Source organism: Calothrix sp. PCC 7507 (genome assembly GCF_000316575.1).
Lineage (GTDB): Bacteria > Cyanobacteriota > Cyanobacteriia > Cyanobacteriales > Nostocaceae > Fortiea.
This window is the reverse complement of record NC_019682.1, coordinates 628,591-642,829: the sequence shown is the minus strand read 5'-3', so window position 1 is coordinate 642,829 and position 14,239 is coordinate 628,591. Positions and strand designations below refer to the sequence as shown.

Annotated in this window: 15 protein-coding genes; 6 read left to right on the top strand and 9 right to left on the bottom strand. The window is 42.1% G+C overall.

The window, feature by feature from the left end; translation table 11 throughout:
- Positions 1-81: 81 nt before the first annotated feature.
- Positions 82-339, bottom strand: coding sequence for a hypothetical protein (locus CAL7507_RS02885; protein ID WP_015126920.1), 258 nt, complete (start codon positions 337-339; stop codon positions 82-84).
- A gap of 142 nt (positions 340-481) precedes the next feature.
- Positions 482-1,339 carry an SDR family oxidoreductase gene (locus CAL7507_RS02880; protein ID WP_015126919.1) on the bottom strand — a complete coding sequence of 286 codons (858 nt, stop codon included), beginning with the start codon at positions 1,337-1,339 and terminating at the stop codon, positions 482-484.
- A 480-nt stretch (positions 1,340-1,819) separates the two neighbouring features.
- On the opposite strand from CAL7507_RS02880, the gene CAL7507_RS02875 reads away from it, so the two are divergent.
- Complete coding sequence (locus tag CAL7507_RS02875) at positions 1,820-2,164, top strand: DOPA 4,5-dioxygenase family protein (RefSeq protein WP_015126918.1); 345 nt, start codon at positions 1,820-1,822, stop codon at positions 2,162-2,164.
- 27 nt (positions 2,165-2,191) lie between these two features.
- On the opposite strand, the gene CAL7507_RS02870 is transcribed toward CAL7507_RS02875, so the two are convergent.
- The 3 genes from CAL7507_RS02870 to CAL7507_RS02860 form a co-directional block, all read right to left on the bottom strand.
- The gene (locus tag CAL7507_RS02870; protein WP_015126917.1) at positions 2,192-2,659 is read right to left on the bottom strand and encodes a M48 family metallopeptidase; all 468 of its coding nucleotides are present in this window, start codon (positions 2,657-2,659) and stop codon (positions 2,192-2,194) included.
- A gap of 4 nt (positions 2,660-2,663) precedes the next feature.
- On the bottom strand, positions 2,664-3,602 hold the full coding sequence (locus tag CAL7507_RS02865; protein WP_015126916.1) for a homogentisate phytyltransferase: 939 nt from the start codon (positions 3,600-3,602) through the stop codon (positions 2,664-2,666).
- A 94-nt stretch (positions 3,603-3,696) separates the two neighbouring features.
- Positions 3,697-4,539 (bottom strand): methyltransferase domain-containing protein, encoded by an 843-nt coding sequence (locus tag CAL7507_RS02860; protein ID WP_015126915.1) that lies wholly within the window; start codon positions 4,537-4,539, stop codon positions 3,697-3,699.
- A 151-nt stretch (positions 4,540-4,690) separates the two neighbouring features.
- On the opposite strand from CAL7507_RS02860, the gene CAL7507_RS02855 reads away from it, so the two are divergent.
- Together CAL7507_RS02855 and CAL7507_RS02850 are read left to right on the top strand one after the other, a co-directional pair.
- Complete coding sequence (locus CAL7507_RS02855) at positions 4,691-6,025, top strand: TrkH family potassium uptake protein (protein ID WP_015126914.1); 1,335 nt, start codon at positions 4,691-4,693, stop codon at positions 6,023-6,025.
- A gap of 51 nt (positions 6,026-6,076) precedes the next feature.
- Positions 6,077-6,772 carry a TrkA family potassium uptake protein gene (locus CAL7507_RS02850; RefSeq protein ID WP_015126913.1) on the top strand — a complete coding sequence of 232 codons (696 nt, stop codon included), beginning with the start codon at positions 6,077-6,079 and terminating at the stop codon, positions 6,770-6,772.
- A gap of 91 nt (positions 6,773-6,863) precedes the next feature.
- Here the strand turns inward: CAL7507_RS02850 and CAL7507_RS02845 are convergent, their stop codons facing one another.
- Both CAL7507_RS02845 and queA read right to left on the bottom strand, forming a co-directional pair.
- Positions 6,864-7,940: a tetratricopeptide repeat protein gene (locus CAL7507_RS02845; protein WP_015126912.1), complete on the bottom strand. Its 1,077-nt coding sequence runs from the start codon at positions 7,938-7,940 to the stop codon at positions 6,864-6,866.
- Positions 7,941-8,218: 278 nt separating this feature from the next.
- The gene (gene queA / locus CAL7507_RS02835) at positions 8,219-9,478 is read right to left on the bottom strand and encodes a tRNA preQ1(34) S-adenosylmethionine ribosyltransferase-isomerase QueA (protein ID WP_015126911.1); all 1,260 of its coding nucleotides are present in this window, start codon (positions 9,476-9,478) and stop codon (positions 8,219-8,221) included.
- A gap of 240 nt (positions 9,479-9,718) precedes the next feature.
- Here queA and CAL7507_RS02830 point away from each other — a divergent pair, with 240 nt between their 5' ends.
- Positions 9,719-10,108: a hypothetical protein gene (locus tag CAL7507_RS02830; protein WP_015126910.1), complete on the top strand. Its 390-nt coding sequence runs from the start codon at positions 9,719-9,721 to the stop codon at positions 10,106-10,108.
- An 84-nt stretch (positions 10,109-10,192) separates the two neighbouring features.
- Here CAL7507_RS02830 and CAL7507_RS02825 read toward each other — a convergent pair whose 3' ends face one another.
- Positions 10,193-10,687: a YraN family protein gene (locus CAL7507_RS02825; RefSeq protein ID WP_015126909.1), complete on the bottom strand. Its 495-nt coding sequence runs from the start codon at positions 10,685-10,687 to the stop codon at positions 10,193-10,195.
- A gap of 17 nt (positions 10,688-10,704) precedes the next feature.
- Between CAL7507_RS02825 and CAL7507_RS02820 the strand changes: the two genes are divergently transcribed.
- Positions 10,705-11,214 carry a pentapeptide repeat-containing protein gene (locus tag CAL7507_RS02820; protein ID WP_015126908.1) on the top strand — a complete coding sequence of 170 codons (510 nt, stop codon included), beginning with the start codon at positions 10,705-10,707 and terminating at the stop codon, positions 11,212-11,214.
- An 80-nt stretch (positions 11,215-11,294) separates the two neighbouring features.
- Entirely contained in the window at positions 11,295-12,125 is an 831-nt protein-coding gene (locus CAL7507_RS02815) for an Rpn family recombination-promoting nuclease/putative transposase (protein WP_015126907.1), read from the top strand.
- Between the two features lie 69 nt (positions 12,126-12,194).
- On the opposite strand, the gene dnaG is transcribed toward CAL7507_RS02815, so the two are convergent.
- On the bottom strand, positions 12,195-14,171 hold the full coding sequence (gene dnaG, locus CAL7507_RS02810) for a DNA primase (RefSeq protein WP_042341160.1): 1,977 nt from the start codon (positions 14,169-14,171) through the stop codon (positions 12,195-12,197).
- Positions 14,172-14,239 lie beyond the last annotated feature (68 nt).

The following is a 14,239-nucleotide window of genomic DNA, read 5'->3' as shown; positions in this document are numbered from 1 at the left end:
TTTGCTTTTATTGTACCCACTTACTTACAGTAGCTCTCTGACAATCTAAAATCCAAAATCCAAAATTGATTGACGGGCAATTTAAAGTTCTGAGGCTGTATCTGGAGCGATAATTTCGCCAGTACCTAGCTCTAGTATCATGTCTTGGTAAGTAATCAGTTCACTTAGTTCTTTAACTTGTAAATTCATTTGCTCACAAGCTTTCTTTAATTCTCCTGTAAATCTGTTGAGATCATCACCATAGCCACATTGATAAGCAGCAGTTTCAATTCCTTGCTTGGCATTTGCTCTAGCACAATCTACTAGTTCTGTGCCATGCAATTGTGTTGGAGATACCATAAGTGTAGTTTCAATTTATGTCGTGTTCTTTGTTAGATATAATATCAATTATTCACTCTCTCCTGATCTCTCCAATGGATGATGCAGGATAGAGATATGGAGAGAGAAATTTAAAATTCTGAATTTCCTTAATGTTCAAGAATTAGCCATTGATTACTTCTCCCCCATTAGGATGTAACACTTGACCAGATATATAAGAAGCATCATCCGAGGCTAAAAATACATAGCTGGGTGCAACTTCTTCAGGTTGTCCAGGTCTTTTCATTGGTACTTGTTGACCGAAAGTGGCAACTTTTTCTTCTGGGAAAGTAGAGGTGATTAAAGGTGTCCAAATTGGCCCTGGTGCCACAGCATTAACACGAATTCCCTTTTCGACTAAATTTTGTGATAAGGAACGAGTAAAAGCGACGATCGCACCTTTTGTGGAAGAGTAATCAAGTAGTTGTGGATTACCTTTATAAGCTGTTACTGATGTGGTATTGATAATTGCACTTCCTGGGTGCAAGTGTTTAATTGCCGCTTTAGTTAAGTAAAACATTGAGAAAATATTGGTGCGGAAAGTGCGCTCTAATTGCTCTTTGCTGATATCTTCAATACTCTTTTGTGGATGTTGTTCAGCGGCGTTATTGATGAGAATATCAAGTTTACCAAACTCATCTACTGTTTTTTGGACAATTTGTTGACAAAAGGTTTCATCAGTAATATCACCTGCGATGGTAAGCGCCCGACGTCCTTGGTTTTCCACTCCCTCTTGAGTTTCTTTGGCGTCATCGTGTTCCTGGAGATAAACTATAGCCACATCTGCACCTTCTTTAGCAAATGCTATTGCTATAGCACGACCAATACCACTATCTCCACCCGTAATTATTGCTACTTTATCTTGAAGTTTGCCACTACCACGATAATTAGCATCGTCTGCTTTTGGTTTTGGATTCATTTCTGATTCCATACCTGGTGGTTTCTGTTGCTGGGGTGGTTGTAAGGTTTTTTCTTTTGGCATAGGATTTCTCCGGTTAATACTGACAATTAAATCAGTGAACATTTAACAGTTATCAAAAATAAACCTTGGATCGAATATTCAAACCAAGGTTTACTTTTTGCTTTGGCTCCCACTTGCCATTTGCAAGTTTAGGCTAATCCACCCCGACTATTGGCTACACGTACTAATTGCTGGCAACTGTACGCATCTGTAGATTATTGCTCCCCACACTTGACACACGCTCTTAACCTAACCACGAAAAACAAGTACACAACTCTCTGGTGATGAAGAATTTCTTCTGTTCATCTGCTATCTAGTTAACTGTATATATCACTAGAGTTTATCGCTCTCTAGATGGAAACAAATCTCACCGTTCCTCAACCTTAAGAGGTAAAAATATAAGTAGGGCAACATAAATAAAGCTAACTGTCTCTTATGCTTATTTGTCAAGTGAAATCGTATTCACAACAGTAGTAGCAAAGTTTTTAGGAGATCAGAATTGTGGAAAAAGATATCATCAAGATTACTGGTTTTCACGCTCATGTTTACTTCGACCCTATGAGTCGTGAAGCCGCTACCCGTATACGAGAAGGATTAGACACTAAATTTGACGTGCGGCTAGGACGCTGGCATGATCAGCCTGTGGGCCCCCACCCCAAAGCGATGTATCAAGTGGCTTTTTTGCCAAATCAATTTGACAAAGTCGTCCCTTGGTTGATGCTCAATCGTGAAGGGTTAGTAATTCTCGTCCACCCGGAAACAGGTAACGACGTAGCAGATCACACAGATAATTCCCTGTGGTTGGGAGAGAAGCTAGAATTAAATATTGATTTCTTGCGACGTTAAAAAAACTTACTCACCAGTCTTCTGGAATTAACTTGATTTAGCGCTCATCTTGTCTAAAAGCTGGTTGATTTGTGCAGCTTTTTCAGGTTGGCGCTGTTTTTGTAATAAACCCTGAGCTTGTTGTAGGTTAGTCTTAGCTGCTTCTAGCTGATTTTGCTGCATCAGGAAATTTGCCAGTCGTAAGTAACCTTGAGGGTTTTTTGGACTGCGGCGAATCACTTCATCAAACCATTCTTTTGCTTCTTCTTTTTTGCCTTGCTGGTTTAAAACATCTCCCAACATTAAGCGCACTACATCATTAGTAGAGTTTAAGGAAATTACTTTGCGGAATGCTGTCTCTGCACCTTGATAATCTTGCTGCTGATAAAGATTAACACCTGTTTCAAAGAATTTTGAGGTAATCAATGTTTTTCCAGCAAAATAAATGAGCAAGGCAATACTGGAAACTACTACAGCAATGGCAAAAATGTCAGTTATTGACAAGGTTTCTAGCATTATTTTAAGCCAAAAGACAGGAAATGGGGAAGATTAGATATTCAATGAAAAACAGTTTCCAGATGAATTGGTAAAATTGAGCGATCGCATTTTTATCTTCTAAGTCTACCGCCCAACTTTGTAACCACATCCAAACCAGCACTACTAGATGACTAATGACCAAGAAGAGTGGGTTAACTGATGCCAGATGGGTGATACCAACTAAAATCATTCCCAAATAGCAGAGCGTGATTACCCAAAGTGCGAGATTAAAGACTGCTTGTGAGCCGAGTTGGATGGTGAAAGTAGTGATATTGTAACGAAGATCGCCTTCCATATCGGGGATATCCTTAAAGATAGCGATCGCAAAGGTAAACACCACAATAAACACCGTCAGCACCCACACAGTAGGTGGAATCGCCAAATTTTCTAGCGATCGCCCACTGAAATGCAAAAATAGACCCAAATTAACAATAGTCCCCCGCACCGAAAAAATACACAAAGCCGCCCAAAAAGGAAACCGCTTCAAACGAATAGGTGGCAAAGAATATGCAGTCCCAATCACCAAACTAATCACCACCATCCCCAACAAAAATGGCCCAGTTAACGCCGCTATAACCAGCGCCAAAATACCAGTAACAGCAACAATTAATTGCCCTTGTCTCTGAGAAAACTCCCCTGATGCAATCGGTAAGTAAGGCTTATTAATCTTGTCGATCTCAACATCTTCTAGTTGATTCAAACCCACAATATAAACATTGCCACACAAACAAGCAATCCAAGCGCCCAAAACTGAAAATACAGAATAGTTACCATTGCCAACAGCAACAGCAATTAAATATAAAGCCAACACACTCAAACTAGTGCCAATAATCGTATGTGGACGAGAAAATCTCCACATAGCATCCAGCCAGCCACCCCCAACGCCAGAAGACCTTTGCCCTTGCTCAGAAAACTGATTCATTCTCACCCCTCTCTGCGCCTTGTTATACAAATTCAATCATCTTTCCCCAGTCCCTGTTCACTGAGCGTAGTCGAAGTGCAATCCCCAGTCCCTTTCACTTATTTCCACACAACAACCCAAATCTAATCAATCCCCGCTCATAACCCCGACGCATCAATCCCAGCGCCAGCGCCCCTTGAATCGTCGTCCAACCGGAACTGAGTAGCCCCCAAATTGCCTGGGGAGTCAACGCCGAATCAATCACCACATCCCAAAATGGGGCGACAGCAGCCGACCAATCAGCAGTACGGATATTTTGTAATGGAAGTTGACGAGCGATCGCTGTATATTCTGGTAGAGAAATTACATAAGGCAAACAATACACCCGATAAATTTCCTGCAAATGCTTCTGCTCATCCGCCGTCAGTGGTGACACATCCGTCGGTCGATGACACCAAGTCACCATAATTAATTTGCCACCAGGTTTTAATACCCGGTAGCACTCCTCTAGGAACTTAGTTTTATCTGGCATGTGTTCACCACTTTCTAGCGACCATACCAAATCAAAAGAATCATCAGCAAAGGGCGTTGCTTGAGCATCAGCGACCAGAAACTGACTTCTATGACTCAAATTAGCGGCTTGAGCGCGTTCTGTGGCTCTAGCGGCTTGTACAGGACTTAAAGTGATACCTGTGGCTCTAGCATGAAACTTTTCTGCTAGGTACAGAGAACTCCCACCAATACCACAACCCACATCCAGGATATTCTCTGCCGTTTCCACCTTTGCCCATCTGAGCAATTCCTCAATTAAATCAATCTGAGCCTGACGACGGTCTATTTTGTGCGTACCATTTGGACCGTAATAGCCGTGATGCATGTGTTCACCCCAAACCTGTTCCCACAGACCAGAGGAAGCATCGTAAAATTGCTGAATTTGCTGGTAAAGTGTTGTGCTCATGAAGAAAGCAGTCTAAAAAAAGGACAAAATTTTAGATAAACATACTGGTAGGCTACCATGTGTGTTTTTAATTAAATTAGGGTATTTTCCCTTTCAGGGAGGGCAAACCCAGTTTATCTTCCCTGAATAAATTTATAAACTTTACCTTGACATGACGGTTTCTCGCACAGTTTGTTTAGGGTTTTTGGCTGTCATTGCCGTGGGAACTATCCTACTAATGATGCCTTTTTCAACTAGTAGTGGTACTTGGAATAACCTAATTGTGGCGTTATTCACTTCAACATCTGCAGTTTGCGTAACTGGTTTATCGGTAGTTGATCCAGGTACTTATTTTTCCTTCTGGGGTCAGTTATTTATTGCGCTATTAGCTCAGATTGGGGGGTTGGGTTACATGACCAGCACCACCTTTTTGATTTTGCTAATTGGGCGTAAATTTGATATGCGACAAAAAATAGCCATTCAACAGTCTTTAGACAGACCAGGAATGAGTGGTAGCACCCAAGTCATTCGCTCAATTATTGCCACTACGCTAATTTTTGAAATTACTGGAGTATTTTTACTCTTGATAGCTTTTGTGCCTGATTATGGTTGGAGTCAAGGATTATGGTTGGCAATTTTTCATAGCATAAATGCTTGGAATAATGCTGGATTTAGTTTATTTAAAGATAATCTGATTGGTTATCAGTCATCTGGTTTAGTGGTATTCACCATCACAGGACTGATAATATTTGGTGGTATCGGTTATCAAGTAATTTTGGAAATGTATCTCTGGATGCGCGATCGCCTCTTAAAAAAAACAGGTAGCCAAGTATTTTCTTTAGACTTTAAAGTTGCTATTAGCACAACTCTGATATTATTAGCACTAGGAACAATCGCCTTTCTCTGCATAGAAATCAGAAACCCACAAACATTTGGTGGACTCAACTTTCAAAATCAATTATTAGTAGCTTGGTTTCAATCAGTTACTCCCAGAACTGCTGGATTTAACACCATTGATATAGGCAAAATGACAACTGCAGGTTTATTCATTATGATTGCCCTGATGTTTATTGGTGCAAGTCCAGGTGGTACAGGAGGCGGTATTAAAACCACAACTTTGCGAGTACTGACAAGCTGTACTAAAGCAATTCTTCAAGGTAAAGAAGAAGTTTTATTGTATGACCGCAAAATAGCAATATCTTTGATTTTAAAAGCTGTCGGTGTGTTAGTTGGTTCCGTAGCTACCGTGATTATAGCAACAACTTTAATTGCCCTTACAGACCCAAAACTGGATTTTATTCAAATCCTATTTGAAGTAGTATCAGCATTTGCTACAGTTGGTCTTTCTACAGGCATCACAGGCAGTGTATCGGTAGCAGCAAAGCTAATCTTAATTGCCACAATGTATCTGGGACGAGTTGGTGTTTTACTTCTGATGTCAGCTATATTGGGAGACCCTCGTCCCAGCAGAATTCACTATCCTGAAGAAAATTTACTTGTAGGATGATTTAAAGTCTGAAATCTGAAGTTTCAGGGAGCGCTAATAAGGATAACAATCGTGAATTTATCATCATTAAGTTTTTTTCGCAGTTTACGTAAAGATAACCACCAATTTGCTGTAATTGGTTTAGGTCGATTTGGTCGTTCTGTCTGTTCTACGCTCCATAAATTAGGCTATGAAGTGCTAGCAACAGATATCGATGAGAAGCGAGTATCAGAAGCATTGACAGAGCAGATAGTTGGTCATGCTTTGCAACTAGATTCGACAGAGCCAGCCGCATTAAAAGAGGCGGGAATATTTGAATTTGATACAGTAATTGTGGCAATTGGCAACTACGTTCAAGAAAGTATCATTACCACTTTGAATGTCAAAGAAGGTGGTGTACCTCATGTAGTTGCCAAAGCCTCTAGTGAAGTTCACTACAAGCTGTTAAAGCGAGTAGGAGCAGATCATGTTGTCTTTCCTGAATATGAGGCGGGTTGTGCCTTAGCACGCACACTCACCAAACCATCAATCCTAGAACGATTTGATCTCGACCCAGATAACAGTATTGTAGAAGTAATTGTACCTGATGAATTTCATGGTAAAACTATTACTGATCTGCAACTTCGTAACCGCTATGGTGTCAACTTACTCGCAGTGAGTCAAGGCGGTAAATTTCAAATTAATCCTGAGCCAAATAAGCGCTTAGAACGTGGTTCAGCGATGGTAGTTATTGGGTGTAATAAAGATATTAATCGCTTGCCAATTTAACAATGAACAGTTACTGATAACTGATACTTCGACTACGCTCAGTACAAGTAACTGTTAACTGATAACTGTTCACTGTTCACTGTTAACTGATTTAAGGATTAGCTTGTATTGCTGGTATTGTATATGGCTGTTGTTCAATCGAAATTGGCACACTACTAGAATCGACTAACGTTTCTGTGGGAACTTCTGGTTGGTTTGGAGTCTGAGCAGAATTAGATGTTTGAGGTTGGGTTTGTTGGCGTGCTTTTTGAGCAATTTGCTGTATTAGTTGTTCGGCTTTCTGGACTTGCTCAATGTTCCCTTGCTGAGTGTACTCGCTGCGTGCGCGATTCAATGCGTCACTGGCTGTTTTGATGTCGCCTTGTTTATAGAGAGTGACTCCTAAGTTATAGTAAGCTGAAGCATTTTTAGGATTTTGGTCAATAGCTTGTTGGTAAGCAGAAATTGCTTCAGAAGCTTGACCTTGAATAGCCATCAAACTTCCTATATTGTTGTAAGCTGTGTCATTTTTAGGATCTCTTTGTAAGACTTGCCGATAATTAGCGATCGCTTCTTGTATTTGACCTTGGTCTTGCAGGGCGATCGCTAAGTTAAAATAAGCATTAGCATTGTTGCTATCCAGATTAATTGCTTGTTGGTATACTGCGATCGCTTCCTGTAACTGTCCCTGTTCGTATAGTGCCAATCCCAGGTTGTAGTAAACTGCTGCCGTCGGATTAATCACCAAACTGCGACGATAAGCAGTAATTGCCGTTTCTTTCTGTCCTTGTCGCTGCAAAGCTAACCCTAAGTTATAATAAGCCTCGCCAGAAGAAGGATTCACCCTCACAGCTTCTGCATATTCTTGCACTGCGGCATCTAAGCGATTTTGTTGCAAGAAAATATTACCTAGATAATTTCTCGCCATCCCCAGCTTAGAGTCTCGCTGCAACGCCGCACGAAAAGCAGATTCTGCACCTGCCAAATCTTGACGATTGTAGCGTGTGACACCCTGCTGGTAAAAACTAGCTGCTTCCAAATCTTGCGAAATCGGAGTTTGTGCTAGCAGCTTGCTTCCTGAGTCATCAATCATCATCGGTGCAGCCAATACCAAAAATGCCGACGAGCAAAATAGTGCAGCCTTAGTGCAACCGCTAAACCACTGACAAAGTTGATATTTTTTAGACATAAGTGGCAGTCCTGTACTTATTGCTATACCCTTATAAGTCAGAGTACCCACCACAATGTAAAAAATTTAAAATTCAACAAAAAAGGGATTGGGGATTGGGGACTGGGGACTGGGGACTGGGGACTGGGAGCAGGGAGCAGGGAGCAGGGGGAGAATAACCAATGACAAATGACAAATGACAAATGCCAAATGCCAAATGACAAATGCCAAATGACAAATGCCAAATGACAAATGCCAAATGCCAAATGCCAAATGCCAAATGCCAAATGACAAATGACCTACCCATTTACAGCTTCAGGCAAAATCAGCATCGCATCACCGAAGGAATAAAAGCGATATTGAGCAGCGATCGCTTTTTGGTATATATTTAACAATCGCTGTCTACCAATAAACGCACTTACCAGCATCAACAAACTAGAACGTGGTAAATGAAAATTGGTAATTAATCCCTCCACCACCCGCACTTGATAGCCGGGATAAATAAACAAATCTGTCTTACCACAAAAAGGTTGCAACTCTCCCGATTGCGCCGCCCCTTCTAAGGCTCGCACTACCGTTGTCCCTACGGCAATCACCCGCCCACCAGCGGCTTTAGTGGCACGGATTTGCTCTACTGTTGTTGGGGGTACTTCCATCCACTCCTCATGCATTTGGTGGGTAGTGACATTTTCCACTTCCACAGGACGAAAAGTCCCGACACCGACATGCAGCGTCACAAAAGCTTGGTTAATTCCGCGATCGCGCAACTTCGCCAATAATTCTGAGGTAAAATGTAACCCAGCCGTAGGAGCAGCGATCGCTCCTGGATGTTGAGCATAAACTGTCTGATATTGTTCGTCATCAGCCTCAGACGAATTGATGTAGGGGGGTAAAGGTACTTCACCATAGATATCCAACAGTTGCACTAAAGACATTCCCTCTGGTACATCAAATTGCAACAAACGCCCCCCAGTCGCCTTGTCTGTTTCCAGTACTGTAGCCGTGAGGGAAGGGGATGAGGAAGATGAAGAAGAAATTTCTCCCCGACTCCCTAACTCCCCAACTCCTGCACTCCCCAACTCCCCGACTCCTGCACTCCCCAACTCCCCGACTCCTGCACTCCCCGACTCCCCAACTCCCCTCACATCAAAAATAATCTTTGCTCCCCGCTTAAATCTTTTTCCTGGCTTGACTAAGGCTAACCAGCAGTTATACTGTCGTTCTTCTAACAGCAACACCTCGATTTCCGCGCCTGTAGATTTACGACCATATAGCCGTGCTGGCATAACTCTAGTATTATTCATTACTAGTAAATCCCCTGATCGCAATAATTCTGGCAAGTCAGAGAAAATATGATTTAAAGGTGTCGTTTCGTTGCCTGTATTGCGAGAATTTACTACCAATAAGCGAGAGCTATCCCTTGGAACGACAGGGTTTTGGGCAATCAGTTCCGAAGGTAGTTCGTATTCATACCCACTTAGCAAACCATCTAATTCAACGTCTTTTCCTCCTATATTAGAGGTTTGATGACAATCAACTGGTCTTATTTGTTGCTCCATTTAAATTTATGCTGTCCTCAACAAGCTGGTTTGAGCTTTCCTTGATCACAGAATTTTCTCTGATCGCTACTCAATTTAATCCCTAGACTTTAAGATTTATACTATTAGGTAACACGGAAACACTTATATAAAAATTGGGTAAACCTCCCCATCTAAAAACGGGGGCTTCTACCCTACCGGGAATGGGTATTTATTGACGAATATAGAAATGTAGGATTGGCTTTGATCCCAAGCACCAACATGGAATATTTGTATTATTTGGCAAATGCCAGTTTAACTCTGAGGGTCGTTCAACACCTCCACGGCAGACCCCAGATGCCCGTTTCGTTCGTTACCGTAATTCATCAGATAGATGGCTGGGTGGTTAGGGTCAAACTAAAAGGTCAAGTATCGCCCCAAGTAGATGGTGACTTTCGGGCTTTTCTAAATGAATTAGGAATTAGCCATGAGCCACCAATGCGGGTACAAATGGCACTTTGGAGTTTAGAAGCGGGGCAGTGTCCCGTGGATGTCATGCGTCGTTACCAAGTAGCGATCGTTTCTCATGGTAGCCCAGAGAGAGAGGAAATTGAAGCATTCCGACAACAGTTTGTCCGGGGTTTGGGCTACTGTCCAGAAACCCTCGCATAATCACGTTTGCTTGTAATGCTGCTACAAAATTATTGCTAGTCGGTTATTGGTAATTTAGATATCTCATCTATTACTGATGACCGATTAACCATGATCTGCTAAGGAGTCGAAAGCCGCTGCAATATATTCTTGGAGTTGGAGTTGATAACCAGCTACCAAGGAACTCGCTAGAACTTCTTGGGTAAATGTAGCCCCAGGGAGTTGTTTTGCTATGGGCTGAGAGTAAACAATAGCAACGTCAAATCGGCATGGGTAATCAGCCTTTTCCGGATATTTAGCTAAAAACATTTCAGCTGTCCGCCAAAGTTTAGCTTGCTTTTTGGCAGTGATGGCGTTTCTCCCTCCTGCATCCCAATTACCTGAACTACGAGTTTTCACTTCCACAAATGCCAATGTTGAGTTCGGAGTTTCGCCTACGCCAGAAATTCCTTGATATTGGGCAATAATATCGATTTCTCCCCAACGACAAGAAAAACGACGGTGGAGAATCAACCAGCCTGAAGATTGTAGCCATTTTGCTACTAGGTCTTCACCTAACTGACCAATATCGGGATAATGAAATGGAGGAGAGTTCGCCATTAGCTAAAAATAATACTATGATTTCTAGACTAAGCCATAAAATTTGGGTAAGCATACTCAGTGTATTGCTTTGGGTAGTAGTTGGCTTCACAGCAATTGTAGGTGGTGCGACTACGGCTTTGGCGCTGGAATACAATAAAGAAATTTTGATCGAGGCTGATTTTTCGGGACGTGATTTAACAGACTCCAGCTTTACCAAAGCGAATCTCCGTCAAAGTAACTTCAGCAATGCCAATTTAAGCGGTGTTAGCTTCTTTGCAGCAAATCTGGAGTCAGCAAATTTACAGGGAGCTAATCTCACAAATGCTACTTTAGACTCAGCCCGCTTTATCAAAACAAATTTGACAAATGCGGTGTTAGAGGGGGCATTTGCTGCTAATGCTAAGTTCGATGGGGCGATCATTGATGGTGCTGATTTTACTGATGTGCTGTTACGTCAGGATGAGCAAAAAAAACTGTGCAAGGTTGCCAAAGGTACTAATCCCACTACCGGAAGAGACACTCGCGATACATTGTTTTGCCCGTAGAATTTCATGGGGATGCGATCGCTTGTATTGATTCCGGAGAAAAGTCAGGCGATCGCTTGTAGTGATTCTATTCCAACCACATGAAGACAGATACTATCTTTTATTCCCTATTCCAAAGTTTCCCTAGTATCTTTTTTGAACTGATTAACCAACCTCCGGAAACTGCAAGTGCTTATCAATTTTCTTCAGTTGAAGTCAAACAAATGTCTTTCCGGATAGATGGTGTATTTCTTCCTAGAAGCGACGCAGCACCACCTATCTACTTTCTGGAAGTCCAGTTCCAACCCGACAAAAAATTCTACTCTCGTTTTATTACAGAAATATTTCTGTACCTAGATAAAACTGAATTAACTAATAATTGGCGCGGAGTTGTTGTTTATCCCAGCCGAAGTGTTGATATAGGTGAGACAGAGAGATATATTGAAATACTCACGAGTCAACGGGTAAGGCGGATTTATCTCGACGAGTTAGAAACAGCAACAGAACAGTCTGTTGGTATCGAAACAGTTAAATTAGTCATTGAGCCAGAATCTACTGCTGGTGCAAAAGCTAGACAATTGATCAATCTTGCCAGACAACAAATAGCTGATGAATTTACCCAGCGGGAAATTATACAATTAATAGAGGCGATTATTGTAGCTAAATTTCCCAGATTAAGCCGCCAGGAGGTTGAGCAAATGTTAGCTTTCAGTGAGTTAAAGAAAACTAGAGTGTATCAAGAAGCCGTATTAGAAGGCAAACTAGAGGGCAAACTAGAGGGCAAACTAGAAACAGTGCCTTTTATGCTCAGTTTAGGTGCAACTGTAGAACAAATCGCTGAGGCTTTGGGTTTAGAGATTGAGCAAGTTAGACAAGCAGCCCAAAGCAGTCAATTGAAGGATGTAGACGCGGAGCGGCTTGCCGGAGGCTAGGATGAAGTCTGAATTATGAAGAAACCTGTAAAAAGTTCTGTAGTTGAATTTCCCTGATGCACAACAGCATTAATCGCTCAATCTCAGAACTTCTTCTATAGAAAAATTCCGCTGTCTGTTTAATTGCTCATATCGCCATTTTTCTGCGAGAAAAGCCCTACCATAATATTCATATCGCTCTGGTTCGGCTTTTTCATCAGTTTGCTCCCATAGTTCTTTAAAGTGGCGATAGCGTTTTTCACTCATCACTAGTTCCATACAGGCGATCGCTGCTTGACTTCCTTTAGGAGTACGCAGCATGTCATCTTTCTGGCTTTTCTCGCTCAGATGGAACAAATGGGACACTAACCCCATTTCTTCAGGAAACTCTGGGTATCTGTCTTGCAGATTTGATACTAAATCTATCTCTATTCCTGCTGGTTCTGCTAAAATTTGTTGCCACAAAAAGCGGTGGTGAGAAAGACTAAATTGTAAATCCCGTGATTCTAGCGATTCGGTGATAGCTTGGCGCTGTTCGGGACAATGTAGATAAATCCGCAGTAATAAAGCTTCTGCTTGTTCTAAAAGCTCATGTTTTCCTGGGATTGATGACACTTCGACTGGCTCAGTGCGACGCTGGCTACTGGTTGCTGGGGAACGGGATTTTTTCTGCTTACTCCACTCTCCCTTGGTTGCTAGAGGCTGAGAAGATGTAACGCTAGGAGTAATCTGAGTTAAGAGGTTTTCTACTCTTAGAGGTATCAGTCTGGTATCTCCTAGACTCAATATTTCAGCACAGTGGGAGACATAATAATTGCGGGTGTCACTGTTAGCTATATTTTTCAGCAATTTGACGATCTGCTGGGTGACTTGCTGAAAATCAGTGGCTTGTTTTAAGTCGCGGTTCTTGGTGATTTGCTGAATTTGCCAATTTAACCATAATGGGGCATTGGTTAACAGTTGCTGATAATCTTCTGTTGTGTGGGTATGTAAGTATTCATCAGCATCTTTACCATCAGGTATATTGAGAATTTTTAGCTGAACTTCTCCACTATATGCGAGTTCGCCTATTTCACCGATCGCTTTTTCTGTGGCGTTAGTCCCTGCTTGATCGGCGTCAAAGTTGAGTACCAGTTGTTTCGATTCGGTATAACGTAATATCAGCCGCACTTGTTCTAAGCTCAGAGCAGTACCCAGAGAGGCGACGGCGTTATTAATACCAGCAGCGTGGAGAGCGATCGCATCAAAATATCCCTCCACGACTACAGCTTGATCGAGTTGAGCAATCCCTGTTTTGGCTTGATCCAGGGCAAATAATGTTTTACCTTTACTAAAAAGTTCGGTTTCTGGTGAATTTAAATACTTTGGTTGCTCATCTGTCAAGGTTCTACCGCCAAAAGCAATCACCCGCCCTTGTACGTCACGGATGGGAATCATCAGGCGATCGCGAAATACATCATAATAACCGCCGCCTTCTTTACGTGGTTTAATCAATCCCGCCTTTTCTACTAGTGGAGCTGGATAATGTTTACTATCTACCAAATAGCGCGAAAGGGTTTCCCAGCCTGCGGGCGCATAACCTAAGCCAAACTGCTGGATTGTGGCTGCTTGGAATTGGCGATCGCTTTGCAGATATTGTAATGCCTTCTGCCCTTGGGGTTGTCTCAAGACATGTTGATAGAATTGTGCCGTCGTGGCAAGAATTTCATATAGCTGTTCACGCAACGACAACTGACGCTGTAATTCTTGTCTTTGTTCGGGTTCCAGGGTTTGCACAGGAACCTGGTAACGCCGTGCTAAATCTAGCAACACCTCAGGAAATGAACGCTTAGACAAGTCCATGACAAACTTAATGGCGTTTCCCCCAGCTTGACAGCCGAAGCAATAATACATTTGCTTGGTTGGGCTAACGGTAAAACTGGGACTCTTCTCGTCATGAAAGGGACACAAACCTACAAAATCTTTGCCTCGCTTGCGTAAAACTACATATTCTGAGACGACATCGACAATATCAGCTCGTTGTTTGACTTCTTCAATTGTGTCTGGGTGCAAGCGGGGGATTTGCATATTTGTCATTTGTCATTGGTCATTTGTCATTGCTAAGAGTTTTCTATTCCCCATTCCCTATGCCCAAT

Excerpts from the sequence above, each read along its gene's own strand:
- CAL7507_RS02885 (WP_015126920.1), bottom strand. The coding sequence starts at position 339 with ATGGTATCTCCAACACAATTGCATGGCACAGAACTAGTAGATTGTGCT.
- CAL7507_RS02880 (WP_015126919.1), bottom strand. The coding sequence starts at position 1,339 with ATGCCAAAAGAAAAAACCTTACAACCACCCCAGCAACAGAAACCACCA.
- CAL7507_RS02870 (WP_015126917.1), bottom strand. The coding sequence starts at position 2,659 with ATGCTAGAAACCTTGTCAATAACTGACATTTTTGCCATTGCTGTAGTA.
- CAL7507_RS02865 (WP_015126916.1), bottom strand. The coding sequence starts at position 3,602 with ATGAATCAGTTTTCTGAGCAAGGGCAAAGGTCTTCTGGCGTTGGGGGT.
- CAL7507_RS02860 (WP_015126915.1), bottom strand. The coding sequence starts at position 4,539 with ATGAGCACAACACTTTACCAGCAAATTCAGCAATTTTACGATGCTTCC.
- CAL7507_RS02855 (WP_015126914.1), top strand. The coding sequence starts at position 4,691 with ATGACGGTTTCTCGCACAGTTTGTTTAGGGTTTTTGGCTGTCATTGCC.
- CAL7507_RS02845 (WP_015126912.1), bottom strand. The coding sequence starts at position 7,940 with ATGTCTAAAAAATATCAACTTTGTCAGTGGTTTAGCGGTTGCACTAAG.
- queA (WP_015126911.1), bottom strand. The coding sequence starts at position 9,478 with ATGGAGCAACAAATAAGACCAGTTGATTGTCATCAAACCTCTAATATA.
- CAL7507_RS02830 (WP_015126910.1), top strand. The coding sequence starts at position 9,719 with ATGGAATATTTGTATTATTTGGCAAATGCCAGTTTAACTCTGAGGGTC.
- CAL7507_RS02825 (WP_015126909.1), bottom strand. The coding sequence starts at position 10,687 with ATGGCGAACTCTCCTCCATTTCATTATCCCGATATTGGTCAGTTAGGT.
- CAL7507_RS02820 (WP_015126908.1), top strand. The coding sequence starts at position 10,705 with ATGATTTCTAGACTAAGCCATAAAATTTGGGTAAGCATACTCAGTGTA.
- CAL7507_RS02815 (WP_015126907.1), top strand. The coding sequence starts at position 11,295 with ATGAAGACAGATACTATCTTTTATTCCCTATTCCAAAGTTTCCCTAGT.
- dnaG (WP_042341160.1), bottom strand. The coding sequence starts at position 14,171 with ATGCAAATCCCCCGCTTGCACCCAGACACAATTGAAGAAGTCAAACAA.